This window comes from Streptomyces sp. NBC_01314 (genome assembly GCF_041435215.1).
GTDB lineage: Bacteria > Actinomycetota > Actinomycetes > Streptomycetales > Streptomycetaceae > Streptomyces.
Genome location: NZ_CP108394.1, coordinates 9,806,781 through 9,830,407 on the forward strand (window position 1 = coordinate 9,806,781; position 23,627 = coordinate 9,830,407).

Genomic DNA, 23,627 nt, shown 5'->3' on the forward strand with positions numbered 1-23,627 from the left:
ACGCGCGCCCGCCGGCTAGGAGACGTACAGCTGTGTCGGCTTCGGGTAGCTCGACCGGTAGCTCTTCAGCTCACGGACGTCGGCCGGCTTGAGCTTTACGCAGCCGTTCGACTTGTAGTCGCTGTTGCCGTCCCAGCGCGTCGACTCCGTGGAGCCCTGCGCGCCGTTCGACTTCATCTCGCTGTGGATGAACAGGGCGGTGCGCTTGGTCTTGGCCTTGCCCAAGCACCTCTTGTCGCTGAGCCGCCAGACGATTCCGTTGATCTTGCCCGAGAAGTTGTTGGAGAAGCTCGTGATGTCGTATGTGCCGCTGGGCAGCCAGCCCACGTTGCTCTTGCAGCCGTCGCGGCCGATCTTGTTGTCGGCGGTCCCGAGGCCCGAGCCCGCACGCCAGCTGTCGACCCGCCACGTGCGCGTCTTGTCCGGGGAGACCTGCTGGATGAAGTAGAGGGAGAGGCGCGAGTTCGACGGGTCCTTCTTGTTCTTCTTGAACTGCAGGTACGTGGTGCCCTTCGCGGCAGCCGCCGTGACCGACGTCAGTTCGGCCGCCCTCGGCGCGTCCAGCGCTCCCACCGCCGACGCCCCCGGCTCCTGCGCCACCGCCGCAGACGGCAGCAGGCTCACCGCGACGGCTGCCACGCCGGCCGTCGCGATGGCCTTGAGCCTCCGGCGTACGGGGTGTGCTGTACCTGTGTTCATGACTGTTCCTCCCGTTGGACCGCCCCTGACGGAGCGGTGTCCGGCCTTTGACTGGGCCGACGACACAGAGTTCACCAGCCGGACCGGTTGTTCGGCAGGCCCCTTCCGCCACGCCGAACAAAACAGAAACGGCCGGTCAGCGACCGTGAACGCTTGCCAGGCATCCAGGTCGGTTCCTAACGTGGCCGCACGCACGGGGAGTTGTCCGTGTGCCGGACACACGGAGATCCCTGTGACGGGGGACGGGGGACCTTGCGGTGGGGCGTCAAGAGAGACCGGTCGACCCGAACGCGGGTGCGGTACAGCGCTTCGCGTACGAGTTGCGGAAGCTGCGGCGCGAGGCGGACGGCATCACCTATCGGGAGATGGCGCGGCGTGCCCATTACTCGGTGACCTCGCTCTCCCAGGCCGCGGCCGGCGAACAGTTCCCCTCGCTGGCGGTGACCCTGGGGTACGTCGGTGCCTGCGGCGGCGACCCGGCGGAGTGGGAGCAGCGCTGGCGCGCGGTGGAGGCGGAGGTGGCCGGCCAGGTCCGCGAGGACGAGGACGCCGAGCCGCCCTACCAGGGCCTCGCCCGGTTCGAGCCGGAGGACCACGACCGGTTCTTCGGCCGCGGTGAACTCACCTCCGCGCTGCGGCAGTCAGTGGCCGAACACCGCTTCACCGCCGTCTTCGGCCCGTCCGGCAGCGGCAAGTCCTCCCTGCTGCGTGCCGGGCTGATCCCGTCCCTGCGGCGCGACGGCGGCAGCGGTAACAGCAGGGGCGGCGGCGAAGGCCACGGCGGCAGCGCCGTCCATCTGGCCGCCATCCGCGTCCTGACCCCGGGGGAGCACCCTCTCACCACCCACGCCGACGCGCTCCGGCCGCTCACGGACCCGCCCGGGAAGCCGCTCACGGACCCGCCCGGGAAAGGGGGAGACACCCTGGTCGTGGTCGACCAGTTCGAGGAGGTTTTCACGCTCTGCCAGGACCAGGCCGAGCGCGCCGCGTTCATCGACCTGCTGCTCACAGCCCACCGCCCGGACAGCGGGTTGCGGGTCGTCATCGCCGTACGCGCCGACTTCTACAGCCGTTGCGCCGAGCACCGCGGCCTCGCCCGTGCCCTGCGCGACACCAGCGTGCTCGTGGGGCCCATGAGCCCGGCCGAGTTGCGCGAGGCTGTCGTCAAGCCGGCCCAGGCGACCGGCCTGATCGTCGAACGCTCGCTCACCGCCCGCCTCGTCCGCGAGGTGGAGGGCCGACCCGGCGGCCTGCCGCTGTTGTCGCATGTCCTGCGGGAGACCTGGCGCAGGCGTCGGGGCCGGGCGCTGACCGAGGAGGCGTACCAGGCGGCGGGCGGGCTCGACGGCGCCATCGCGCAGACCGCCGAGGACATCCATACCGGGCTCTCGCCCGCACAGGCCGAACTGGCCCGGCTGCTGATGCTCCGGCTGATCGCGCCCGGCGAGGGCTCTCAGGACACCCGCCGCCCCGTCCCCCGTGCCGAGCTCGACATAGCCGCCCCCGACGATGTCGAACTCGTCCTCGACCGTCTGGCCCGCGCCCGTCTGCTCACCCTCGACGACGACACCGTCAGTCTTGCCCACGAGGCCCTGATCACCGCCTGGTCCCGGCTCGGCGGCTGGATCGACGAGGACCGTGAAGGCCTGCGCGCCCACCGTCGCCTTACCGAGGCCGCCCGTGCCTGGGACGACCTCGGCCGCGACCCGGGCGCGCTGTACCGGGGCGCCCGTCTGGCCGCCGCCGGGGAGCACTTCCGGGGCGCCTCCGGGCGCCCTGCCGCGCTCACCCCCCTCGAAGACGCCTTCCTGACCGCCTCCCTCGCGGGTCGCGTCCGGGAGCGCCGCGGCCGTCATGCTCTGATCAGCGCCCTGTCCTGCCTGCTGGTCCTGGCTCTGGTCGCCGGTGCGGTCGCCTGGCAGCAGAGCCGTACCAGCGATCGCCGGCGCGTCGAGGCGGAGGCGGGCCGCCTCGCCGCCGTCGCCGCCACCCTGCGTCTGACCGATCCGGCGAAGGCGATACGCCTCAGCATCGCGGCCTGGGAGCTCGCGCGGACGACGGAGACCCGGTCCGCTCTGCTCGGTTCCCTCGGGCAGAAGGAGCAGGACGTCTTCACCGTCCCCGACTCCACCGACACCGATGCCGATGCCGAGGGCGCCGAGAACTACCTGAGCGCCGACGGCCGGTCCGTCGTGTCGATCGCACCGGACCGCATCGACACCTGGGACGTACGCACCCACCGCCGCACCCGCACCCAGCCCGGCGTAGACCGGAGTCCGGACGACCAGGACGGGGAATTGCTGGTCAGCCAGGAGGGGCGCACGCTCGCGCTGTTGGAGGAGGGAGCCGTACGGCTGTGGGATGTGCGCACGGCCCGTGCGACCGGCAGCCTCGCCGTGGAGTTTCCCATGGCCGCGTGGTTCGCGCCGGGCGGGCACGTTCTCGTTGTGGAGAGCGCGGGATTGGACATCGACGATTCGATGGAACTGCAGGTGTGGGACCTGCGGCAGCGGCGGCGGCTTCTGCGTGTCCCGTTCGGGGAGTCCGATGTGCTTCAGGACAGCGCCGTCAGCCCGGACGGCCGGTGGCTGGCCTTCTGCACCGACAAACGGCCGCTGGAGATCCGCGACCTTGGCGGCGGGGGCCGGAAGCTGCCGCTGCCCTGGCTGGACCGTGCGGGGAAGCGGGACTGCTTCGCGTCCGAGTTCGCCTTCACCCCGGACAGCCGCCGCATCGCGATCGTGACCGGCACCGGTATCCGCCTCTGGGACTTCCGTTCCGGCCGCGCACTTCCTCAGCTCAAGGCCGAGGGCATCGAGGGATTCCGGTTCAGCGCCGACGGCCGGTTCGTCGTGGCGTCCACTCCTGACGAGATCCTGCTGTGGCGGGTCGCGGCGCCCGGCGCCCCGGTGTTCCGCTACACCCTCGTCAACGAGACTCCCTACGAGCTCCGGCTGGACCTCGCCGAAGGCGCCATACGGTACACGTCGGGCAGCGGCGCGATAGTCCGGTCGCTTAGTCTCGGCAGTGCGGTGACCGACCGCTGGCAGAACAGGGAGACAGGCGGCGCGAAGTGGAGCGGCGACGGCCGAACGCTGGCCACCGTGGGCCGCACCGACGACCTGGCCGGATATGAGCTGCTGGACGCGCACGGCACCCTGGTGGCGAAGCTGCCCGGCGAGCCCTGCCCTCCGCCGGAGCCCGACGAGGGGAGTCCGGACGAACAGACGCTTGAGGGCGAGGTCCTGGAGGAAGAGTCCGGGGCGGTCGTGCACCGACTGGAGGCCGCGGAGATGGCCCTGAACAACTGCTCCGACGCCATGACGTTCAGCCCCGGCGGCGGGTACTTCGCGTACGGCCCGGTCTGGCGGGACTACGACTCGAGTTCCTCCGAACGTGCGTTGATCACCGTGTGGGACGTACGCGCCCGCCGCGTGCTCGCCACTGTCGACCCGGGCAAGGGCGGTACGCGCGTGCCGGACGGCGAAATGCCCCTCGGCGTCTCCGGAATCGCCCTCAGCGCCGATGGCCGCACCCTCGCCGTGTCCCGCGTCGCCGAGCGGGACGTGCTCGAACTGTGGGACGTACGCGGGGGAAAGCGTCTGCGTACTCTGCCCGGCTTCGGGGGCGCGGAACTGGCCGTGCGCCCGGACGGCGGGACGATCGTGTCCTGGGAGGACTCGGTCGCGGACCTGTCGTCCGGACAGGTGACGCAGCGCGTACTGGGCGGGGACGATACGACCGCCCTGGCCTTCAGCCCGGACGGCGCCTATCTGGCGGTGGGGGACGCGCTGGGCCGGGTCACCGTCTGGGACGGCGGCCTGCGCGAGCGCCTCGGCGTGCTGCCGGCTACGTACACCGAGTCCCGCCGCGCGGAGAACGAGGGAGTGGCCGCGCTGGCCTTCTCGCCGGACGGCGAGACCCTGGCCGTCGCGGGCGACCTGGGCACGCTCCAGCTGTGGGGCACCGACTCGCACCGGCTCCTCGGCTCCGCACTGTCCACGCCGGGCGACACGATCCGCTCGCTCGCCTTCGGCCCGGACGGCGGCACGCTGTACGGGGCGGGCACGCACGTGCCGGTGCAGGCGTACGACATCGACCCCGACCGGGTCGCCGCCCGCCTCTGCGACCGGGCGGGCTCCGGTCTGTCCCCGGCGGACTGGCGGGCATACCTGCCGGGGATCCCTTACCGGGAGACCTGTGCATCGGCACCGTCCAGCCGGTCAAGCTCGTCGGCTCGTGGCACTCGTGGGAGTGGCCCGCTGTAGCCTCCCCGGCCCCGGGCGACGCCCCATGGGGGGTCCTCCACTGAGCCGAGTTCGCCCCAGGGCGATTCAGGGACACCCCCTGCACCGTGGAGGTGCGTCGCGATTCAGGTCCGGTGGCGGTGCGGTCGCTGGTGACCCGCGTGTGGACGCCCGTCGGAACCAGCGTGCCCGCCATCCGGGCTCAGCCGTGCGTCGACGGCACCTCTGCCGTGGTCAGCCGTGTCGCGATGGCGGTGAGGCGTTCGGCCAGGGCGATGGGGGCGCGGAGCGGGTCATGGCGGTGAGTTCGATGGTCGCCGTCGTGTGGCGGAGGGCCGAGCATCCACTCCCGGTTCGGGAAGTCGCCCTCGGCGATGCGGAGCGGGCCGCAGACCAGGTCCAGGTGCATGAAGTACTCCGGTCCCCTCTCCTCTGGAGCGCCTGTGTCGATCCGCTGCCGCCGACGGCGACGGGCGCCGTGGACGTGAACGTGACCACAACGGCATAGGTATCAGCCTGCTGACGCGGTCAGGGCAAGCGGAAGAGGGCTCGGCGCCGCTCGGTCATGCCGCTGGATCGAACGCTGGGCGATGGCCGGCTGTGGTGGCCTTGCCGCTGTCGGGCATACGGGGCAGTCGGTCGCCGGACGTGGTGATGTCCGGGCGCTGCTGATGGATGGCTCGTTGTCGGCGTCGGCCTACGGCGTCACTTCGCGGGCACGGCAAGCGCCACCTTGCCCGTGACGCGGCCGGCGAGGAGGTCTCGGACGGCTGAGGCAGTCTCGGCGAGCGGGTGGACGCGGTCCACGACAGGGGTGAGCCTGCCCGTGTCGATGAGAACGGTCAGGTCGCGCAGCCCATCGGCGTGCTCGGAGGAAATGAAGGTCCCCAGGTGCCGACTGGTGAACGGGGACAGCATCTGTGCGCGCAGCTGCCGGTCGGTGCCGCCGAGCCAGGGGCCGTTCGTCTCGCCGCCGGTGATGACCAGCCTGCCGCGGGGTGTGAGGGCGTGGCGCAGGTCGCGCAGACCGCGGTTGCCCGCGATGTCGATGATGGCGTCGTAGCGTCGCGGGCCGGCAAGGAAGTCCTCGCGCGTGTAGTCGATCACGTGGTCGGCGCCCAGCGCTCGTACGGCGTCGAGCTTGGGGGTGCTCGCGACGGCCGTGACCCGGGCGCCGAAGGAGTGGGCGAGTTGGACGGCGAAGGTCTCACGGTCCACTCCGGGCCCGGCCACTCTGCGTCACCACGACGCCGTTCTCGGCTGCCTGCGTCAGGGTGGGTTCTCCCTCACCCTGACCGCCCACGCCGTCTCGGTTCTCGACAGCTACATCTACGGGTTCGCCCTGCAGGAGAAAACCCTGCCCTTCGGCTCTCCGGAGGAGACGGCCGAACTGGCGGACACCATCATGAGCGGATTCGGTGACGGCCAGTACCCGTACCTGACCGAGATCGCGACCGCTCACGTCATGCGTCCGGGGTATGCCTACGGCGACGAGTTCGAATTCGGACTGGACCTCATCCTCGACGGCCTCCGGCAAACAGCGGGCTGACGAGCCGGCGGCGTACCCGCCGCCCGTCAGATCCCGCGGGGCTCGGCACCATGAAGCGCACACGGAGCAGAGCCCGGCCGGCCTCAGCCTCCGTCTGGTCCTCGCCGCCGCCGTGAACATCGCCGCCGTACTCGTTCGCTCGCTGTGGTCGGCGAACCGGTGCCGGCGCTCGGCGGATCCGCCGTCCATCTGCGCCGCTCAGAAACGCATGAGGCCAGCGCACCCTGGCCCTCTCGGATCCGTCCGGCGGTCAACGGCGGTCAGCGGGGCGCGGGCCCTGCGACCGGCACAGGCTTGTGGCGTCGACCACGCATCAGGAGCACAGCCCGTTTTCGAGCCTTTGGAGGGACGTGACGGGGCGGTGTTGGGTCGACGAGGTCGCGGCATTCGCCGGCGCGGATCAGGCGGCGCCGCTGACGCCGGGGGCGACGAAGCGCCGGTGGAGCGGGAAGAACTCCGCCTGCGGGTCGCTCTTCACACCCAGTTCGCCCTTGAGTACGGGTTCGACCCTGGTGCTGATGAACCGCGTGAAGTGCTCCTCCGACTCCCAGATGTCCAGCACGTTGAAGCCCTCGGCGGTGAACCACGCCACATGCAACACGCACCCGTCCGGGGATTCCTCCTCCCAACGCACCTTCTTGCGCACCGCGGCGTACAACTCGGGCGTGATCTCGGGCCAGACGAAAGTCATCACGACTGCCATGAAGGTGCCTCTCAACTGCCTCAACGCGCCGAGGCATGGTCTGCCTGATCTGCGCGGTCCGCGCATGACGACGCTAGGCAGCTCGGGCCCGTCAGGCACTTCGGGACGGTCCGTCCGTGCGAACTGGGTACCGGTCGCAGAGCAGGGGGCATGTCCGCCCTCGGTGGAGGCACCTCAAGAGGCTCGAAAGAATGCCTCTGACCAGCGCAAATGGTGATGTCTCACTGGAACACTAGTCCGGGCGACCGCCGCGGCGCAGTGCGCGGGTGCACCAGCCGATGATCGCGGCGTTGACCGCTGCCCCGAGAGCGACGGCGATGACGGCCATGACGATGTTGTCCGGCAACACGAGGAGTACGAGGCTGGCTGGAGCGGTGGCAAGGAGCGGGATGACGCCGGCCATGGACTCGTCCGAGCTGTCGCTGATGGTCACCACCAGTGCCCACACGAGCAGGACGGCACAGACGCCGAGGTAGGCGAGGCCGACGACGCCGACGTGGTCGCGCAGTCGGCGCGGGACGGATCGGCCGGAATCGGTATCGGAGTCGGTACCGGTCATGGGGCTGGACTCCTTGGTTGCGTCGCGGTGGTCGGTCTCGGTGTCAGAGGTGGGCACCGGGCGGGTTCGGGCGGGCGAGGCCGAGGTCGTACGCGAGGATCGTCGCCTGTACGCGGTCGCGCAGGCCGAGCTTGCGGAGCAGCGCGTTCACGTGGGACTTCACGGTGCCTACGGTGATGCCGAGTTGCTCGGCGATCTCCGTGTTGGTGAGTCCGGCCGCGACCAGGGTGAGGACGCCCCGCTGGCTGCCGGTCAGGCTGTCCAGTTCGGGGGCGCTCCCGGCCGGGACCGCGGCGGGTGGTCCGGACGCGTAGTGGCCGATGAGGCGGCGGGTCGCGGACGGGGCGAGTACGCTCTCGCCGGCCGCCACCTCCCGGATTCCCCGCAGTAGTTGGGCGGGGTGTACGTCCTTGAGGAGGAAGCCCGAGGCGCCGGCGCGCAGCGCGTCGAAGACATAAGCGTCGAGGTCGAAGGTGGTGAGGACGAGGACACGGGGCGCGTTCTCCCGTCCGGTGATGATGCGGGTGGCGGCGATTCCGTCCAGTTCGGGCATGCGTACGTCCATGATGACCACGTCGGGAGCCAGCTCTTCGGCGAGCCGCACCGCGGCGGCGCCGTCGGCGGCCTCGCCGACGACCGTCATGTCCTCCTCGGCGTCGATCACGGCGGCGAACCCCGCCCGTACGATGCCCTGGTCGTCGACGACCAGTACGTTGAGGCTCATCGATGTCTCTCCTCGTTGTCCGGGTTATCCGGGTTGTCCGGCGCGACGGCGAGCGGCAGCCGGAGGCGGACCGTTCCCCGCGGGCCAGTGGTCAGGGTGCCGCCGAGCGCCGCGACCCGCGTGGTCAGCCGCTCCCGTAAGGCGGAGTCGGCGGCGCGGGGCACCCCGGTGGCCGTGAGCGTCAACGTATCGTTGTCCACGTCGAGTTCGAGCATCGCAGGCTCCTCGCCGCCGGCCGCGAGCACCGTCTCGGCGGCGCGGTAGGCGACCAGGTCGACGGCGGTGGGCAGCCGTTCCGGTACGCGGTCGGTCAGCCGTATCTCGATGTCGCGGCCGGTGGCCCGGAGTTGGTGGGCGAGCAGGTCGAGCGCCTGGAGGGTGGGCTGCGGCCGCAGTTCGGGCTCTGTCTCGCCCTCCCGGACGGTGTCGAGCAGGGCGCGCATCGCGGCCAGGGCCTCGCGGGCGCGGGTCGCTGTCGCGTCGAGTCGGCCTGCCGCCGCCTCGGTGACCATGTCGGCGGTGCGGGCCAGTACCGTGGTTTCGAGGCCGGCGGCGATGCGGCGGCGCTCGGTCCAGGCGTCGCGGACGGCCTCCTCGGTCCAGGCGGCGAGGCGTTCGTCGTGGGCGCGGCGGTCAGCCTGTCGGCGCAGGGTGCGGCGGCGTCCGGTCAGGTGAGCCGCGGTGCCTGTGAGGGTCGCGCCGACCGTGGTTCCCGCGATGACCGTCCAGAGGGGCGCGGCCGTGCCTCGGTCCAGAACCGCGGTGGTGGTGGCCGCGGCGTGCACCAGCACCGTGAGGAGAACGGTCATGACGTGGCCGCGGGCCGGTGGGGGCTGGTCGCTCCCCCGCTCGTCCAGGGCCCCCGTCGCGGCTGAGCCGCGTTTCGATACAACTCCGCGTCCCTTTCGGGGCGTTGCGGTTCGGGTCGGTTCCCTCGCGAGGGCCGCGCACGTGGCCAACAGGCTCAGCGCGGGTGGGAGGAGGACCGGGCCGCTGTAGTTCCCCGCCGCCATCGCCACCGGCCACAACAGCGCAAGCCCCAGCAGCATCCCGTACGCCGTCCGCGGAGCCCTCCGCAGCCACAGCAGGGCCACCGCCTGACCCGCCGCCAGCAGGGCGAAGAAGACACCCGCGGATACCCGCGTCGCGCTCGACGTCTCCTCGGCCCGGATGACCAGCACGGGCAGCAGCGGCTGCAGGACCAGGCCCGCCGCCGCCACCACCTGCGCCACGCGGTACGTCCTCGGCGCCGACGGCTCCACCGTCGTGGCCGTCCGGCCCGGCAGTACCGCCCGTACCTCCCAACCGCCCTCCGTCGTCGGGCCGCTGCGCACCGTGCCGCCCGCCTCCCGGGCCCGGGAGCGCAGGAAGCCCTGCCCGCGGCCGCCGCCGAGTCCCGCACCGTGCGCCACCGCGCCGGCCGACGGGGGCGTGCTCGTGACCACGACGTCGGTGCGGGTGTCGCCGTACCGGCACAGCACCCTCGTATGCGCGCCGGGGGCATACCGTGCCACGTTGGTCAGCGCCTCGCGCACGATGCCGTACGCCGCCTCCGCGACGACGCCGTCCGGCAGGGGGTCGATCTCGCAGTCCACCTGCTGGTCCAGGCGCCGGAACCCGGCGACCAGGTCCAGCAGCCGTTCCTCCGGTGCCGGCACATCCCCGCGGGAGGGCGTCGGCGCTCGTACCGCGCCGAGCGCGCGAGTGACCTCGCGGCCGGTCTCGACCGCGAACTCCAGTGCCTCCTCGGCCAGTTCGGGACGCCGGTCGCGCAACCCGAGGGCCGCTCCCGCCGTGACCACCACGGCCGTCAGATGGTGGGCGCTGACGTCGTGCAACTCCCGTTCCATACGGCGCCGTTCGACCGCCGGTAGCCGGTGGCGCTCGGACTCGGCCCGCTTCAGCAGCTGTTCGGCAGCTCGCCGTGCGCGACGGGTCCGCCGTACGAGCAGGCCGGTGCCGCACGCGGTGGCGTACAGCAGAGCCGTCAGTACGAGGTCGAGCCCGTCGCGGTCGCTGAGCCCGTGCAGGGTGATGCCCTGCAGGAACTGCCAGGCGGCAAGCGCCACCACGCACAGCACGGCGGTGAAGGCGTCGCGTTCGGTCGCCACGGTGAACAGAGCCAGCGCGACACCCGCGGTCCCGAGCACCGCCATCGCCCCGGCGGGCAGCGGCCCGGCACCCAGCGCGCAGGCGGCGGCGACCACGACGAGGGTGGCCACCGGGCGGGTACGGCGCAGGGCGAGCGCGGCCGTCACCACTGCGGCGACCAGGGCCGCCACGAGAAGGGCGGACGCGACCGGGACGGCCCCGCGCACCAGCGGCGCCCCGGGCCACACCACGGCCTGGGCGCAGATCAGCAGGACCGGGAGCAGCCGGTCGTCGGTTCGATTCATGGCGGATCAAGGCTATGGCCGCAGGTGAGCGGCCCGGATCCGGCTGGAGGCGGATCGCGGTCTCTTACCTGGGTTGCAGAGTCTCTACCTGTGGTTCGACGCGCCAATCGTCCCGCAGCGCGAGGACGGCGCCATGCCCCCGGCCCTAGTCTCGATCACATCGAGAACGTGGTCGGCCACCGCTTCTACGACCACTTCCAAGACCGGCTCCACCAGCGGCTCTGCCAGCGGTTCTTCCACGCTCTTCCGCGTATCCAACGCGACTCTTCAACGAATTCAGGGGGATCTCCCATGTCCAAGCGCATTCTCTTCTCGTCGCTCATCGGCGCCGTCGCCCTCGGCGGAGTGACCGCCTGCGGCCCCGCCCTGGCCTCGACCCCCACCGAGCCGACCCTGGATCGCGGCTCGGTTCGCTACACGGCTCCGTCCGACGGCAGCGCGGGCTCGTTCACCTACACCGTGGACGTGAGCGACGACTCGGGCATCCGGGGCCTCAAGGTCGTTGCCTGGCCCGCGAGTTCGAAGCTCGACCCGACCGAGGCGGAGCTTCGCTCTGCGGATGAGAGCGCCAAGTGCCGGAGCACCTCGGACGAGACCAGCCGCTGCACCTACACGCTGAAGGTCACCAAGCAGGAGGCGGCCGAACTGGCCAAGGGCACCTGGTACGTCTCGGCACTGGCGACGGCCGAGGACGGGGACACGACGTTCGTGCCCCGCGCCGCCACGTTCGACGTCACACGCTGACACGCCGGTCGAACCGTCGTTCAGTGAGGCGGTCTGCCGTTCTTCCGCGGAACACGGCTCCGCCGCCAACCTGGAGAAGGTCGGCGAGGTGAAACTGCCGCGTAAAGCACCGGCACGGCGAGCAGAGAGGCGGGGAAGGTCGGCTCTGGAAGCGTCGGCGTGTCCCTCACCGCAGGCGACATGAGCACCACCGATGCTTCCCTGCCGTCCGCCCACAGAGCGGGCTGATGGCCGCAGGTCACCCGCGTGAGCCACCTGGCTGACAGTCGTGGCAGCCGCGACGACCACAGCCTTGCTGCTGGCGTGTGCCTGCTGTCCGGCTTCACCGCGCCCACGGTCGTACTGGTCGCCCTGCTGGGCCTCTTCGGGCTCGGCGCCAACCCGGTGCTGATCTCACTGGCCGTCCGGTTCTCGGGCCAGGCGCCCACGCTGGGATCCGACCTGACCGACTCGGCGTTCGACCTCGGCGCCGCGGCCGGTTCCTGGGGCGCCGGACTCGCCCTCGACTCCACCCTCGGTGCCACCGGCCCCGCCGTGGTCGGCACCGCCATCGCCGCACTGCCCCTGATCCCCACGATCACCATCGCCCGCGCCCAGCGCCGTCGCTCCGCAACTGCCGCCATCGGCGGCAACACGAAATACCAGCGGTAAGTACCACCTGATCGGAGAACATCTCATGCGTGCAACCCTCATGTGCGGAGCGCGCGATGTCCGGGTCGAGGACGTCCCGGATTCCGTCATCAAACAGCCCACCGACGCGCTGGTCCGCGTCACCGCGTCCTGCGTCTGGGGCAGCGACCTGTGGCCATACGGCTCGAAGAAGCGGGAGGACGGTCCCGCACGGTTGGGACACCGTGCGCTCGCCCTGCCCGTCGGCTACGTCATCGCGACGGGCTCCCGCCGCACTCACGACGAACGCCTGCGGTTCCTGGATGAGGCCGGGGTGTCCGGCGAGCGGTTGGCCCGGCTGCCCTCTCCGATCGGCCTCGACCTCGGCGCGCCCGCACACCCGAGGAGACCGGCCTGTCGATCACCGCGGAGATCGCCGCCCACACCAACCAGGGCACGGGCCGGCCCTTGACCCGGATCAGCGCCCGATCCACCGATCACACTGACCAAGGCAGCCTGCCCCTGTCAGAGCTGAACACAAGAACTTGACAGGGAAGACGACCGCGTGCCGGGTGGTGCCCGCCATGACCTCCACGAGAAGTCGCCCCCCGGCGGGCGTGTAGGCCGCGCCGACCTTCGCGGACGCGCGCCGGACTGGGGCCCTGATCGCGGACCTCATGGCTCATGACAAGCTGAGCTTCCCACTGCCCGAACCAGGAGGTCACCATGACTGCAGAGCCCTCACCGCAAGAAGGTTCGGAGACGGCCGACATCGAGGAGCCCGTGCCGGCACCCGACGACGAAGGCCAGGATGACTTGAAGCGCAAGTTCCGGGAGGCCCTGGCGCGCAAGCGGGGCATGCAGGCGGACGCGGCCGCCCTCGCTGGGAACACGGACGCGTCGAAGATCCGCGGGGCGCACGGCCCGGCTGCGAGTCAGCGGTCGTTTCGGCGCAAGAGCGGCGGCTGAGTCCAAGCGGCCGCCGGAGGGAACTCGGCAAGGCACGGTCCGGCGGCCGTGCTTGCCCAACTTGGCACGCGCAGCCATGAACCAAAGCTGCGACCTGTTCGCAAGCGTTGGCCAGAACGCTCTGCGTCACCCGCAGCAGGGAGTACAAGTGGGACACGGCAGCGGTCCCAAGGTGACTCTGCGAACCGGTCGCTGACATGGCGGTGGTGCGGCGGCCTGGCCGTCAACAGGCGTTCTTGCCGAGTTGCGCGGCGCGGATCGCGGTGACGTATCCGATGGGGCCGACACCGAGGGCGACGACGCCGTCGGGCGCGCTCATGAGGTGCCCCCTTTCCAGGGTGTTCGATGGTTGGCTCGTGGAGCGAGTGGTCATGCGGCGCGGTGGTGGGGCGCCAGGGTGGCGTGGATCTGGTCGCGGATGTCGGCGAGGACGGCTTCGTCGCTGCGGTGCAGGTACAGGGTGGCGGTGGTGCTGATGTGGATGATCGCGGTGATCACCCGCGCCAGCGTTGCCGCGTCGGCGGCACCGATGTACTCGTCGCGGGTGAGCAGGCCGGTGATGCCGTCCTCGAGGCGGCCGGCGAGGGCCAGACCCGCTTGCCGGTAGGGCTCGGCCGGGTCGCCGAAGATGAGTTCGTGCAGGTATGTGCGGCCGTTCTCGACGTGCTCCCTCACGCACTCCACCACGGGACGGATGAGAGTGACGACCGGCTCCAGCACACCCTGCCCGACGGCGGCGTTCGAGGCGGCGAGGCCGACGTCGATGGCGGCGGCGAACTTCTCGTTCTGCACCATGATCAGCAACTCGGCCTTCGTGGACGCGTACAGGTAGAGGGTGCCGATCGCGACGTCGGCCCGGCGGGCGATCTGCTGCGTCGTGACCCTGCTGACGCCGTGTTCGAGGAACAGCTCGCGGGCTGCGGTCATGATGCGCTCGCGCTTGGCCTGTTTGGCCAGCTCGCGGCGCCCGATCGGCATGTGACCGCGTCCCATGGGATCTCCCTTGACAATAATTCTGAGGATACTCATAATTGAGTGTACTCGGATTGGCTGAGTGAGGCGAGACCCCGGAAGTCGCGCTGAATTGGCTGACCTGGTCTCAGACCTGGATAAATAGGACGAAGGTAAGGAGAGGCGCCCCATGAGAGCGTTCGTCGTCACCAAGTACAAGGAGCCGCTGCAGGAGGCGGACGTCCCCGAGCCCACCGTGGGGGAGCACGACGTACTCGTCCGGGTGGAGGCCGCCGGACTGAACCCGCTGGATGAGAAGATCCGCGCCGGTGAGTTCAAGCAGATCCTGCCCTACAAGCTGCCGCTGATCCTGGGCAACGACGTCGCGGGCACCGTCATCGGCGTCGGGACGGAAGTTCGCGGCTTCAAACCCGGAGACGAGGTCTACGCCCGGCCCGACCAGGACCGCATCGGCACGTTCGCCGAGCGCATCGCCGTCGCGGAGAGCGACCTGGCGCTCAAGCCCGCCTCGATCAGCATGGAAGAGGCGGGCTCGCTGCCCCTGGTGGCGCTCACGGCGTGGCAGGCGCTGGTGGAGCGCGGGAGGGTGCGGCCCGGGCAGAAGGTTCTCATCCACGCCGGCGCCGGCGGGGTCGGTTCGATCGCGATTCAGCTCGCCGCGCACCTCGGTGCGAGCGTCGCCACGACCGCCAGCGGTTCCAACGCGGACTTCGTGCGCGCGCTCGGCGCGGACACGGTGATCGATTACCGCACCCAGGACTTCGAGCAGCTCCTGACCGGCTACGACCTGGTGTTGGACAGCCTCGGTGGGGAGACTCTCGAGAAGTCCCTGCGGGTGCTCAAGCCCGGCGGCAAAGCCCTTGGGATCTCCGGTCCCCCGGACCCCGCGTTCGCCCGCGAGGCCGGCCTGAACCCGCTGCTGCGCCTGGCGGTCGCAGGCCTGAGCGGCAAGATCCGCAGGCAGGCCAAGAAGCTCGGCGTGACGTATGAGTTCCTGCTCATGCGCGCCAGCGGCGACCAGCTCCGCCAGATCACCACCCTCATCGACCAGGGCGTGGTGCGCCCGGTCGTGGGAAAGGTGTTCGGCTTCGACCAGACCCCGCAGGCGCTGCAGTCCCTGGCCCAGGGTGGCATCCGCGGCAAGGCCGTCATCGGCAACAGCTGACCCGCCCGCAACCGCGACATCGTCGCCCGGCTCGCCTCCTTCGACCGCACCTCACTCGCCTCGGCCAAAGCCCAGATCAACCGGGCCTCCCTGCCCCCGGACGCGGACCCGGTCGCCGCCTACGGCGAGTTCGCCCACTCCCTCACCCTCCCCGGATTCCTCGCCCGCGCCGCCGGCACGCAGGCCATCGTCGAGCAGGCCGGCATCGACTTCGAGTACCGCCTCGGGCACTACATCGGCATCGCCAACCAGCAACGCCGACACCCATCAGAAAGCGAGTACGGACGCAGCAGATGCTGCGGCCGTTACTCGTCTGTCGCGGGGCCCACCTGGTTCGTCGTCGTATCCGTGCCCGATGAGGGAGAAGAACAATGGCGCGAAGCCCTGTCACCACCGAAGACGGCCGACGGATCGGCGCCTCTGTGGACGCGGTGGTGTTCGACGTCTTCGGCGCCGTGGTCGAGCGGCGCCCCAGCATCGAGGGCCAATTCGAGCGCGTCGCAGCGCCCGTCGGGGAAGTGCTCCGCCGGTCGCTGGACGAACCGGACCGGATGATGCCCGACGAAGTGCTCGCCGAGCACGGCTTGACCGAATGCACCGACACCGACCAGACCGAACTGGCGGCGCCTGGCACCGCCTGAGCCCGTGGCGCAACAGCCGCGATGGTCTGTCATCACGATGGTGCCGCGCTGCTGATCTGTCTGCTGCTGGATCGACTGCCGATGTCATCCACGGCTCGACGGCCGCGACGGTGCACGCCTCCTCGACGCCGGCCAATCGTTCGAACGCCATGGATCACGGGGGCCCGGCGTGAAGAGATCACGTAGGGACCGAAGAGCAGGCTCAGGCGTTCGTGCTGGGCAGGTCCGGGTAAAGCGCCTCAACCGGGCCGCTCAGAGCCGCCTTGACCTGCGCGGTCAACTCGTCGGCCAGGACCTCGTATTCGTCGGCCTCGACGGCGTCGTAGACCATCGTCACCAGCTGCGTCGGCGGCATCTTGGGTCCGTCCGCGTGCGCGGCCATACCGGTGTCGACGTAGCCCATGTGCACACCCGTCACGTGGACGCCCATGGGTGCGAACTCGATGCGCAGCGAGTTGGTGGCCGACCACAGCGCGGCCTTGGACGCGCTGTAGGCGCCGCCGAAGGCATACCAGCTGGCAACGGAGTGCACGTCGATGAGGATCGACCCCTTCCCGGCGGCGAGGATCGGTGCGAAGGCGCGGGCGAGGAAGACTGGTCCGAAGAAGTTCGTCTCCATGTTTGCCCGGATGTCCGCCTCGGTGACGTCCAGCAGGCTCGCGCTCGGCGGGATGGCGCCCGCGTTGTTGACGAGCACGGTGACATCCGCCGCGGCGGCGACGGCCGCGTCGATCGACGCGCGGTCGGTGACGTCAAGGGTCAGGGGGACGATGCGTTCATCGTCCCAGGCGCGGGGGGAACGGGCGGTGGCGTAGACCTTGACGGCGCCGCGAGCCAGGGCGTCGTGGACGAAGTGGGTACCGATACCGCCATTGGCTCCGGTGACGAGGACGACTGCTCCATCGAGAGAGGGCATTGGTGTTCCTTCTTTCCAGCGGGATGTGAAGTGCGCGGCTGTGCACGGATGGAGCAGTGGCTCCTCGCCCTGCCGTGGGAGAATGAGCGGAGCTACATTCGAGCCCACACGGTAGTGACTGCAATCATAACTGATTGCAGTCAGAATCTATTCCTGGAGGACACCGCCATGCCTGTTGCCCCCCAGGCGGTCGGACGGCGCGAGCGGAACAAGCAGGACAAGCTCGACCGCATTGTCGCTGCCGCCAGTGAGCTGTTCGCCGAACACGGCGTCGATGAGGTCACGACCCAGCAGATCGCCGACAAGGCCGACATCGGCACCGGGACCCTGTTCCTTTATGCCAAGACCAAGGGCGAACTCCTCCTGCTTGTGCAGAACGCCAAGTACGCCGAAGCGCTCGAGCGGGGCCGGGCGGACGCCGAGACCGTCCCAGGCGTGCTGGACGCGGTGCTGGCGATCGTCCGGCCGATGGTGGAGTGCAACCGCACCCAGATCGACAACGGACGCACCTACCTGCGAGAGATGGCCTTCGGCGACCCCGAGGAGCCCCGGCACAGCGCAGCACTCGCCATCGTCGCGCAGGCCGAGGAGGCCATCGCCGCCGCGCTGCGCCGAGACGAGCGGGTCACAGAGGGCGACGCCGCGACGCTGGCACACATCGTGTCCGCCGTGATGTTCCTCAGCATGGCGACGAGCGTGAACATCGCCTTGAGCGTCGAGGAGATCGTGCAGGACATCCGGGGGCAGATCGACGTCCTGCTGCCTCGCTGAAGCGCGGCCCAGCCTCAGGCCCAGGCGATACGGAGCGTACGGCGGCGTGTGTCACGGCCTCGCGGCGGACGGCCACGGTGATGGGGAGCCGGATGTCGATCTCGTCGGCGAGGAGTCGGCGCAGTTGCGTTCGCGCTTTCCGGTCGTCCCTGACGTGCAGAGGATGTAGAGCGGATCGGTGGCGGCGACGGGAACGCAGTCGGCCGGCGGCGCGGCGGCGACCAGATCGCCCCAGTCGAGATCGTCGGGCTCCAATTCGGCGTGTTCCTGCGGGCGTTGCAGGATTACGCTCTTCTGCGGTTTGTGGACGGCGAGTTCGATGGCCTGGTCGAGCAGGGGCTTGTACGCGATGACGCGCTTGCCCTCGATGCCGCAGGAGGCGGAGACGACCACCTTGGCGGCGGCGGCGTCGATGCGGAGGGCGAGTTCGCGTGGGGCGAAGCCGCCGAAGACGACCGAGCGGACCGCGCCGATACGTGCGCAGGCCGGCATCGCGACGACGGCCTCGGGGATCATCGGCATGTAGATGACGACGCGGTCGCCGTGTTCCACGCCGAGCTGTGCGAGTGCTCCGGCGAAGGCCGCCACCTCGTTCCTGAGCTGTTCGTAGGTGGAGGTGCGGCGGGTGTCGGTCGCGGGTGAGTCGTGGACGAGCGCGGGCTGTTCGCCTCGGCCGGCTTCGATGTGCCGGTCGAGCGCGTTGAAACAGACGTTGAGCCGCCCGTCGGGAAACCAGCGGTAGAAGGGTGCGCCCGTGGAGTTCAGGGCGTGTTGCGGAGGCGGCCGCGATGAAGGATCTCCTTGGCGTTCATTCCGACAGCAGTTCGTCGGCCCGGTCGGCGACCTCGTGCCGTAGAGCGGTCCATACGGCGCGTACGGCGGGGTGCGTCACGGCCTCGCGGCGGACGGCCAGGGTGATGGGGAGCAGGATGTTGATCTCGTCGGCGAGGAGTCGGCGCAGTTGCGTTCGCTGGGTCAGGAAGGCTGGTAGGACGCCGATGCCCGCCCCCTGCTGGGTGGCTTCGAGTTGGGCGAAGACGTTGGTCGAGGAGAAGGCGGGGGTCATGCCGGGAAGGTGGCGCTCGATGTCGAGGTCGCCGACCTGCAGCATCGACTCGACGTAGAAGATGAGTGGGTGCTCCCGCAGCTCGGCCACCGTCTCCGGTCGGCCGTACTGGGTGAGGTATTCGTCGCAGGCGTAGAGCCCCAGTGTGTAGTCGGTGAGGTGCTCGGTCACCAGGCGACTGCTGGAGGGAACGCCGATGACGAGAGCGAGATCGAAACCGGACGGGCGCAGGGCGAGCTGCCGTGTCGCGGTGATGAGTTCGACCTGGAGGCGGGGGTGTCGACGGCGTACGCGAACGAGGGCGGGTGTGGCGAAGGCGGTGCCGAAACCGTCGGGCGCGCTGACGCGCACCGTACCGTGCAGGGACGGCGAGTCCTGACCCGCCACGGTGTCGACGACGCGGTCGATGGCCTCCTCGATCGCGCGTGCGTTCTCCGAGACGGCTCTTCCGATGTCCGTCAGCGTCCACCCTTCCGTGCCGCGCTCGATGAGGCGCAGGCCGATGCTCTTCTCCAATGCGGCGATGCGGCGTGACACGGTGGTGTGATCCACGCCGAGTGCGTCGGCGGCCGTCACCAGGCGTCCGGTACGGGACACCGCGAGCAGGTAGCGCAGATCGTCCGCGCGAAGTCTGCGCGGATCGACGGGGCGATGGGAGCCGGCCGGCCGCGGGGCGGGGTTCTCGTCCGAGGAGTGGGAGTCGGGGTGGGCGTGGGGATGCACGGTCCGACCGTATCTGCATTTCTGCACAGTGGGTGTGCGCTATTGGTGGTTGATTGCACACCGCGCGGGACCGCACAGTCGGGGCAGTGGGCGTGACATGCCCCGCCGTTCCTGCCGAAAGGGCCGCCATGGTTGCCAGCCTTTCCCTTCCGCGGATCATGCGTGTCGGCGGCGGCGCCGTCGGCGAGCTGGGTGACGTCGTCGCGGGGCTGGGCCTGCGCCGCCCCCTGTTGGTGACGGACGCGTTCCTTGCCGGGACCGGTGCGGCGGAACGCGTGATGACGACGCTGAGGAACGCCGGACTGCAGCCGCACCTGTTCGCCCGTACCGTCCCGGATCCGACGACCGACTCGCTCGTCGCGGGCCTGGCCGTGCTGCGGGAACACGGTGCGGACTCGGTGATCGGGTTCGGCGGCGGCAGCCCGTTGGACACCGCCAAGGCCCTCGGCCTGCTGGGCGTACAAGGCGGCCGGATGCGGGACTACAAGGCCCCGCACACCAACCTCGGCCCGGCGCTGCCGGTGATCGCGGTTCCGACGACCGCGGGCAGCGGCTCGGAGGCCACCCAGTTCACCATCATCACCGACAGTGCCACGGACGAGAAAATGCTCTGCCCGGGGCCGGCGTTCCTGCCGGTCGCCGCCATCGTCGACTTCGAACTGACCCTGTCGATGCCGGCCCGGCTGACCGCCGACACCGGCATCGACGCACTCACCCATGCCGTCGAGGCATACGTGAGCCGCAAGGCCAATCCGTTCGCCGACGGCCTCGCCCTGAACGCGATCCGGACCATCGGCCGGTACCTCCGCCGCGTCTACGCCGACGGGGAAGACACCGAGGCGCGCGAAGCGATGATGCTCGCCGCGACACAGGCCGGCATCGCCTTCTCCAACTCCAGCGTGGCGCTCGTGCACGGCATGAGCCGTCCGATCGGCGCTCACTTCCACGTCGCCCACGGTCTGTCGAACGCGATGCTCTTCCCCGCGGTGACGGCGTTCTCCGTGCCCGCCGCCGAGAGCCGGTACGCCGACTGCGCCCGCGCCCTCGGAGCCGCCACCGACGGCGACAGTGACGCCTTGGCCGCCGATAAGTTCGTGGAGGCGCTCCGAGCCCTGTGCCAGGATCTTGAGGTGCCCACCCCTCAAGCCCACGGCATCGACAAGGACGACTGGTTCCGCCTGTCGCCCCTCATGGCCGAGCAGGCGCTCGCGTCCGGATCCCCGGCCAACAACCCCGTCGTACCCACCGTGGACGAGATCCAGGATCTCTACGCGCAGATCTACGCCTGACCGGCGAGTGGGGAACGTGATGTCCACGACAGCAAGTCCGCATGGACGGCGAGGTGACGACCAATGACTGACACCGCAGCAGTCGAGATTCTCGCCGACGTCCATCGGGGCGTCGGCCGCATCCTGCTGAACCGGCCCAAGGCGCTCAACGCCCTGACGACAGACATGGTCACCGCCATCGACGTGTGCTCGCCGCGTGGGAGGACACACCGCTGTCCGCTGTGCTGATCGCCAGTACCAGCACGAAGGCGTTTCTGTGCCGGTGGAGACATCCGTACGATCCGCGAGTACAGCCTCGCCGGGGAGGATGCCGAGGCCAGCGAGCGGTTCTTCGCCTCCGAGTACCGGCTCAACGCCCGGATCGCCGAGTATCCGTCCCGATCGTGTCGCTCATCGATGGTGTGTGCATGGGCGGCGGTCTCGGTCTGTCCGTCCACTGCGGCTTCCGCGTCGTCACCGAGCGCGCGGTGCCGGCGATGTCACTGCCGCCAGGCTTCCTGCTCCAGTGTGCCGCGCTCTTCGCGAAGAGTGCGACCAACTTCCTCGCGGACCGATCGCTCCAGCCCACAGCCGAACCGGACGATTTCCCCGACCACACGAGCGTGAGTTGGACCGGACAACTGTCCGTGCTCACCTCAAGCCACCTTTCTCCTCCCCTCCCCGTTGGCAGGATCCCGCGATTGTGGGAGCAACCGCAGGCCGCACCACGGGTGTGGAGGTGCTGCGCGACCTACTCGAGCGACGCCTGCCCGCACCGCCCATCGTGGCCGCCCTTGACTTCGCCCTCGACGAAGTGGAGGAGAGCCGCGTGGTCTTCGCGCTGGTGCCGGGCGAGGAGCACTGCAACTTCCTCGGCAGTGTGCACGGAGGGGTCTACGCCACGCTGCTCGACTCGGCGGCCGGCGGGGCGGTCCAGTCGACCTTGCCGCAGGGCACGGCATGCACCTCGCTCGATCTGTCCGTGAAGTTCCTCCGGTCGAACACGGTGGACACGGGCAAGGTCCGCGCCATCGGTACGGTTGTCAGCAGGGGACGCCAAACTGCTCTCGCGCAGGCCCAGTCGGTCGACGCGAAGGATCGTCTCCTCGCCCACGCCACCAGCAGCTGCATGCTCTTTCCACTCCCCACGCCCTGAACCACGACGGGTGTGTTCACGGCTTGCACCAAGCAGTGCTCCCGACCACGACCATGACCTCGGCCGACCTGGCGCCGGTGGCAGCAAGGCGGCTCAGCCGGTCGGCGGCGACGTTCTGGTCGCCCGGCGGCGACATCCCGGCGCGCAGATGTCAAAGTGAGGCGCCGGCGCACTGGACGAGTTGCTGCCCGGTGATCGCTCCGCCGTCCGGGCCGAGGAGGAACGCGGTCAGGCCGGCGACCTCGTCGGGAGAGACGAACCGACCGAGGGGCGGGTGCGCCGGGGGCGTGCGGGCGCGGCCGGGGTCGGACAGCATCGGCGTGTCGGTCGGGCCGGGGGCGATCACGTTGACGGTGATGCCGCGGACGGCCAGTTCCGCTGCCCAGGAGCGCGCGAGCGCGGGCAGGGCGGCTTTGGTCGCGGCGTACTGGCTCTTGCCGGGTACGCCGGTGGCGGTGCGGCTGCCGACGAGGACCACGCGGGCCCCGTCGGGCAGCCGGTCGGCGAGCGTGTCGACGAGGATCGTGGCGGCGTGGACGTGTACCCGCCACATCAACTCGCCGTCGTCGGCGGACAGTTCGCCCAGCGGTGCCGAGCGCTGGAGTCCGGCGGCGTGCACGACGGCGTCGGGGGCGGGTACGCCGTCGAGGACCCGGACCAGCTCGGTGGGCTCGGACAGATCCGCCGGGAGCCAGGTCAACCCCGGCGCGGGTACCGGACGGCGGCGACTGATCCCGGTGACCTGCCATCCCTCCCGCAGCAGGCGACCACTGATCGCCTCACCGATTCCCGAGCTGACGCCGGTGACCAGGGCGTGCCGTGTCTCAGACATGGCACACCCGCCCGGCCCGCGTGCCGGCGTGCTCGGCGCTCTCCGACAACGTCATGAGGGCGACGTCCTGTGCTCCGGCTCGGTGGACGCCGTCACCTCGGTCAGCACCACCTCGACGCCGCGTCCGCGCAACTCGGCCACGATCGACGGGTCGGCGCCGTCGTCGGTGACGAGGGTCCAGTCGGCCGGGAGCTTCGCCCAGGCGTGGAAGGGGCGGCGGCCGAGCTTCGCCGCGTGCGCGAGGACGTACACATGGTCGGCGCGGCGGGCCATCAGTTCCTTCAGCCGCGTCTGGCGCAGATCGGCCTCGCAGATGCCGTGCTCGGGCGAGATGCCGTCGGTGCCGAGGAAGACCCGGTCGAAGGTCATCCGTTCCAGCGCGGCCTCGGTCAGCGGACCGACGAAGCCCTGACTGAGCGGCCGCAGCGTGCCGCCGAGACACTCGACGTGCACGGTCTCGGCGTCGGAGAGTTCCTGAAGGGCCGTCAGACCCGTGGTCGCGACCGTCAGTTCCTTCGCGGAGCGCAGTTCGTGGGCGAGGGCACCCACGGTCGATCCGGCGTCCAGCAGCACCGTCTCACCGGCGCGCACCTCGGCGGCGGCTCGGCGCGCGATGGCCCGCTTCTCCTCGAACGCCTCGCCCGTACGCTGCCGGAGCGACGCCTCGGGATGGGCGGTCAGCGCCATGGCGCCGCCGTAGGTGCGGGCCAGCCGGCCGTCGGCGGTCAGCCTGGCGAGGTCCCGGCGGATCGTGGAGGCCGTCACGCCGAAGCGCTGCGACAGCTCCTCGACGCTGGTGAGGCCGGTCGTGGTGGCCACGTGCAGGATCCGTTCACGCCGGGCCTTGGATCCGAGGGGAGACATCTGTCGTGGAGTCCTTCTCTGCGCGGACTGCGGACTGCGGACTGCGGACTGCGG

The 23,627-nt window shown here is 70.4% G+C and carries 25 protein-coding genes and 2 pseudogenes; 13 read left to right on the plus strand and 14 right to left on the minus strand.

The window, feature by feature from the left end; translation table 11 throughout:
- Positions 1 to 15 precede the first annotated feature (15 nt).
- Positions 16 to 699: a hypothetical protein gene (locus tag OG622_RS43115; RefSeq protein WP_371582307.1), complete on the minus strand. Its 684-nt coding sequence runs from the start codon at positions 697 to 699 to the stop codon at positions 16 to 18.
- 257 nt (positions 700 to 956) lie between these two features.
- Here OG622_RS43115 and OG622_RS43120 point away from each other — a divergent pair, with 257 nt between their 5' ends.
- On the plus strand, positions 957 to 4,967 hold the full coding sequence (locus tag OG622_RS43120; protein ID WP_371582308.1) for a DNA-binding protein: 4,011 nt from the start codon (positions 957 to 959) through the stop codon (positions 4,965 to 4,967).
- Positions 4,968 to 5,148: 181 nt separating this feature from the next.
- Here OG622_RS43120 and OG622_RS43125 read toward each other — a convergent pair whose 3' ends face one another.
- A complete protein-coding gene (locus OG622_RS43125; RefSeq protein ID WP_371582310.1) occupies positions 5,149 to 5,355 on the minus strand; it encodes a hypothetical protein in 207 nt (68 codons plus the stop codon).
- Between the two features lie 296 nt (positions 5,356 to 5,651).
- Entirely contained in the window at positions 5,652 to 6,164 is a 513-nt protein-coding gene (locus tag OG622_RS43130; RefSeq protein WP_371582312.1) for a zinc-binding dehydrogenase, read from the minus strand.
- On the opposite strand from OG622_RS43130, the gene OG622_RS43135 reads away from it, so the two are divergent.
- On the plus strand, positions 6,109 to 6,495 hold the full coding sequence (locus tag OG622_RS43135; RefSeq protein ID WP_371582314.1) for a TetR/AcrR family transcriptional regulator C-terminal domain-containing protein: 387 nt from the start codon (positions 6,109 to 6,111) through the stop codon (positions 6,493 to 6,495). The two genes, OG622_RS43130 and OG622_RS43135, sit on opposite strands and share 56 nt — an antisense overlap.
- Before the next feature lie 400 nt (positions 6,496 to 6,895).
- Here the strand turns inward: OG622_RS43135 and OG622_RS43140 are convergent, their stop codons facing one another.
- The 4 genes from OG622_RS43140 to OG622_RS43155 form a co-directional block, all read right to left on the minus strand.
- Positions 6,896 to 7,198 (minus strand): hypothetical protein, encoded by a 303-nt coding sequence (locus tag OG622_RS43140; RefSeq protein ID WP_371582315.1) that lies wholly within the window; start codon positions 7,196 to 7,198, stop codon positions 6,896 to 6,898.
- 232 nt (positions 7,199 to 7,430) lie between these two features.
- Positions 7,431 to 7,757, minus strand: coding sequence for an SCO4225 family membrane protein (locus tag OG622_RS43145; RefSeq protein ID WP_371582316.1), 327 nt, complete (start codon positions 7,755 to 7,757; stop codon positions 7,431 to 7,433).
- Positions 7,758 to 7,800: 43 nt separating this feature from the next.
- On the minus strand, positions 7,801 to 8,481 hold the full coding sequence (locus OG622_RS43150) for a response regulator (protein ID WP_371582318.1): 681 nt from the start codon (positions 8,479 to 8,481) through the stop codon (positions 7,801 to 7,803).
- Positions 8,478 to 10,877, minus strand: coding sequence for a histidine kinase (locus tag OG622_RS43155; RefSeq protein WP_371582319.1), 2,400 nt, complete (start codon positions 10,875 to 10,877; stop codon positions 8,478 to 8,480). The genes OG622_RS43150 and OG622_RS43155 overlap by 4 nt, the downstream gene beginning before the upstream one ends.
- Positions 10,878 to 11,168: 291 nt before the next feature.
- On the opposite strand from OG622_RS43155, the gene OG622_RS43160 reads away from it, so the two are divergent.
- From OG622_RS43160 to OG622_RS43175, 4 genes are all read left to right on the plus strand, one after another.
- Positions 11,169 to 11,621: a DUF5707 domain-containing protein gene (locus OG622_RS43160; protein WP_371582320.1), complete on the plus strand. Its 453-nt coding sequence runs from the start codon at positions 11,169 to 11,171 to the stop codon at positions 11,619 to 11,621.
- Positions 11,622 to 11,867: 246 nt separating this feature from the next.
- Positions 11,868 to 12,272: a hypothetical protein gene (locus OG622_RS43165; protein ID WP_371582321.1), complete on the plus strand. Its 405-nt coding sequence runs from the start codon at positions 11,868 to 11,870 to the stop codon at positions 12,270 to 12,272.
- 25 nt (positions 12,273 to 12,297) lie between these two features.
- Positions 12,298 to 12,702: an XdhC family protein gene (locus OG622_RS43170; RefSeq protein ID WP_371582322.1), complete on the plus strand. Its 405-nt coding sequence runs from the start codon at positions 12,298 to 12,300 to the stop codon at positions 12,700 to 12,702.
- A 254-nt stretch (positions 12,703 to 12,956) separates the two neighbouring features.
- The gene (locus OG622_RS43175; protein ID WP_371582324.1) at positions 12,957 to 13,199 is read left to right on the plus strand and encodes a DUF5302 domain-containing protein; all 243 of its coding nucleotides are present in this window, start codon (positions 12,957 to 12,959) and stop codon (positions 13,197 to 13,199) included.
- Positions 13,200 to 13,568: 369 nt separating this feature from the next.
- Here the strand turns inward: OG622_RS43175 and OG622_RS43180 are convergent, their stop codons facing one another.
- On the minus strand, positions 13,569 to 14,192 hold the full coding sequence (locus OG622_RS43180; RefSeq protein WP_371582326.1) for a TetR/AcrR family transcriptional regulator: 624 nt from the start codon (positions 14,190 to 14,192) through the stop codon (positions 13,569 to 13,571).
- A gap of 148 nt (positions 14,193 to 14,340) precedes the next feature.
- On the opposite strand from OG622_RS43180, the gene OG622_RS43185 reads away from it, so the two are divergent.
- The gene (locus OG622_RS43185; RefSeq protein WP_371582328.1) at positions 14,341 to 15,336 is read left to right on the plus strand and encodes an NADP-dependent oxidoreductase; all 996 of its coding nucleotides are present in this window, start codon (positions 14,341 to 14,343) and stop codon (positions 15,334 to 15,336) included.
- A gap of 51 nt (positions 15,337 to 15,387) precedes the next feature.
- On the opposite strand, the gene OG622_RS43190 is transcribed toward OG622_RS43185, so the two are convergent.
- Positions 15,388 to 15,600, minus strand: coding sequence for a hypothetical protein (locus tag OG622_RS43190; RefSeq protein ID WP_371582330.1), 213 nt, complete (start codon positions 15,598 to 15,600; stop codon positions 15,388 to 15,390).
- Positions 15,601 to 15,707: 107 nt separating this feature from the next.
- Here OG622_RS43190 and OG622_RS43195 point away from each other — a divergent pair, with 107 nt between their 5' ends.
- Positions 15,708 to 15,977: a hypothetical protein gene (locus OG622_RS43195; protein ID WP_371582332.1), complete on the plus strand. Its 270-nt coding sequence runs from the start codon at positions 15,708 to 15,710 to the stop codon at positions 15,975 to 15,977.
- A gap of 202 nt (positions 15,978 to 16,179) precedes the next feature.
- Here the strand turns inward: OG622_RS43195 and OG622_RS43200 are convergent, their stop codons facing one another.
- On the minus strand, positions 16,180 to 16,893 hold the full coding sequence (locus OG622_RS43200) for an SDR family oxidoreductase (protein WP_371582334.1): 714 nt from the start codon (positions 16,891 to 16,893) through the stop codon (positions 16,180 to 16,182).
- A gap of 168 nt (positions 16,894 to 17,061) precedes the next feature.
- Here OG622_RS43200 and OG622_RS43205 point away from each other — a divergent pair, with 168 nt between their 5' ends.
- A complete protein-coding gene (locus OG622_RS43205; RefSeq protein WP_371582336.1) occupies positions 17,062 to 17,664 on the plus strand; it encodes a TetR/AcrR family transcriptional regulator in 603 nt (200 codons plus the stop codon).
- A gap of 135 nt (positions 17,665 to 17,799) precedes the next feature.
- On the opposite strand, the pseudogene OG622_RS43210 reads toward OG622_RS43205, so the two are convergent.
- Together OG622_RS43210 and OG622_RS43215 are read right to left on the minus strand one after the other, a co-directional pair.
- Positions 17,800 to 18,432 (minus strand): annotated as a pseudogene (locus OG622_RS43210) (AMP-binding protein); the annotation flags it as partial.
- A 40-nt stretch (positions 18,433 to 18,472) separates the two neighbouring features.
- Positions 18,473 to 19,453 (minus strand): LysR family transcriptional regulator, encoded by a 981-nt coding sequence (locus tag OG622_RS43215; RefSeq protein WP_371582337.1) that lies wholly within the window; start codon positions 19,451 to 19,453, stop codon positions 18,473 to 18,475.
- A 128-nt stretch (positions 19,454 to 19,581) separates the two neighbouring features.
- On the opposite strand from OG622_RS43215, the gene OG622_RS43220 reads away from it, so the two are divergent.
- The 4 genes and pseudogenes from OG622_RS43220 to OG622_RS43235 all read left to right on the plus strand — a co-directional run bounded on the left by OG622_RS43220 (position 19,582) and on the right by OG622_RS43235 (position 21,877).
- Positions 19,582 to 20,742, plus strand: coding sequence for an iron-containing alcohol dehydrogenase (locus OG622_RS43220; protein WP_371582339.1), 1,161 nt, complete (start codon positions 19,582 to 19,584; stop codon positions 20,740 to 20,742).
- Positions 20,743 to 20,805: 63 nt separating this feature from the next.
- Entirely contained in the window at positions 20,806 to 20,970 is a 165-nt protein-coding gene (locus OG622_RS43225) for a hypothetical protein (protein ID WP_371582340.1), read from the plus strand.
- 27 nt (positions 20,971 to 20,997) lie between these two features.
- A pseudogene (locus OG622_RS43230) lies at positions 20,998 to 21,209 on the plus strand (enoyl-CoA hydratase/isomerase family protein); the annotation flags it as partial.
- Between the two features lie 215 nt (positions 21,210 to 21,424).
- Positions 21,425 to 21,877 (plus strand): PaaI family thioesterase, encoded by a 453-nt coding sequence (locus tag OG622_RS43235; protein ID WP_371582342.1) that lies wholly within the window; start codon positions 21,425 to 21,427, stop codon positions 21,875 to 21,877.
- A 151-nt stretch (positions 21,878 to 22,028) separates the two neighbouring features.
- On the opposite strand, the gene OG622_RS43240 is transcribed toward OG622_RS43235, so the two are convergent.
- The gene (locus OG622_RS43240) at positions 22,029 to 22,709 is read right to left on the minus strand and encodes an SDR family NAD(P)-dependent oxidoreductase (protein ID WP_371582344.1); all 681 of its coding nucleotides are present in this window, start codon (positions 22,707 to 22,709) and stop codon (positions 22,029 to 22,031) included.
- 51 nt (positions 22,710 to 22,760) lie between these two features.
- Positions 22,761 to 23,573 (minus strand): DeoR/GlpR family DNA-binding transcription regulator, encoded by an 813-nt coding sequence (locus tag OG622_RS43245; protein WP_371582346.1) that lies wholly within the window; start codon positions 23,571 to 23,573, stop codon positions 22,761 to 22,763.
- Positions 23,574 to 23,627 lie beyond the last annotated feature (54 nt).

Coding starts and splice junctions, on each gene's coding strand:
- OG622_RS43115 (WP_371582307.1), bottom strand. CDS start 699: ATGAACACAGGTACAGCACACCCCGTACGCCGGAGGCTCAAGGCCATC.
- OG622_RS43125 (WP_371582310.1), bottom strand. CDS start 5,355: ATGCACCTGGACCTGGTCTGCGGCCCGCTCCGCATCGCCGAGGGCGAC.
- OG622_RS43140 (WP_371582315.1), bottom strand. CDS start 7,198: ATGGCAGTCGTGATGACTTTCGTCTGGCCCGAGATCACGCCCGAGTTG.
- OG622_RS43145 (WP_371582316.1), bottom strand. CDS start 7,757: ATGACCGGTACCGACTCCGATACCGATTCCGGCCGATCCGTCCCGCGC.
- OG622_RS43150 (WP_371582318.1), bottom strand. CDS start 8,481: ATGAGCCTCAACGTACTGGTCGTCGACGACCAGGGCATCGTACGGGCG.
- OG622_RS43155 (WP_371582319.1), bottom strand. CDS start 10,877: ATGAATCGAACCGACGACCGGCTGCTCCCGGTCCTGCTGATCTGCGCC.
- OG622_RS43160 (WP_371582320.1), top strand. CDS start 11,169: ATGTCCAAGCGCATTCTCTTCTCGTCGCTCATCGGCGCCGTCGCCCTC.
- OG622_RS43170 (WP_371582322.1), top strand. CDS start 12,298: ATGCGTGCAACCCTCATGTGCGGAGCGCGCGATGTCCGGGTCGAGGAC.
- OG622_RS43175 (WP_371582324.1), top strand. CDS start 12,957: ATGACTGCAGAGCCCTCACCGCAAGAAGGTTCGGAGACGGCCGACATC.
- OG622_RS43180 (WP_371582326.1), bottom strand. CDS start 14,192: ATGGGACGCGGTCACATGCCGATCGGGCGCCGCGAGCTGGCCAAACAG.
- OG622_RS43185 (WP_371582328.1), top strand. CDS start 14,341: ATGAGAGCGTTCGTCGTCACCAAGTACAAGGAGCCGCTGCAGGAGGCG.
- OG622_RS43195 (WP_371582332.1), top strand. CDS start 15,708: ATGGCGCGAAGCCCTGTCACCACCGAAGACGGCCGACGGATCGGCGCC.
- OG622_RS43200 (WP_371582334.1), bottom strand. CDS start 16,893: ATGCCCTCTCTCGATGGAGCAGTCGTCCTCGTCACCGGAGCCAATGGC.
- OG622_RS43205 (WP_371582336.1), top strand. CDS start 17,062: ATGCCTGTTGCCCCCCAGGCGGTCGGACGGCGCGAGCGGAACAAGCAG.
- OG622_RS43220 (WP_371582339.1), top strand. CDS start 19,582: ATGGTTGCCAGCCTTTCCCTTCCGCGGATCATGCGTGTCGGCGGCGGC.
- OG622_RS43225 (WP_371582340.1), top strand. CDS start 20,806: ATGACTGACACCGCAGCAGTCGAGATTCTCGCCGACGTCCATCGGGGC.
- OG622_RS43240 (WP_371582344.1), bottom strand. CDS start 22,709: ATGTCTGAGACACGGCACGCCCTGGTCACCGGCGTCAGCTCGGGAATC.
- OG622_RS43245 (WP_371582346.1), bottom strand. CDS start 23,573: ATGTCTCCCCTCGGATCCAAGGCCCGGCGTGAACGGATCCTGCACGTG.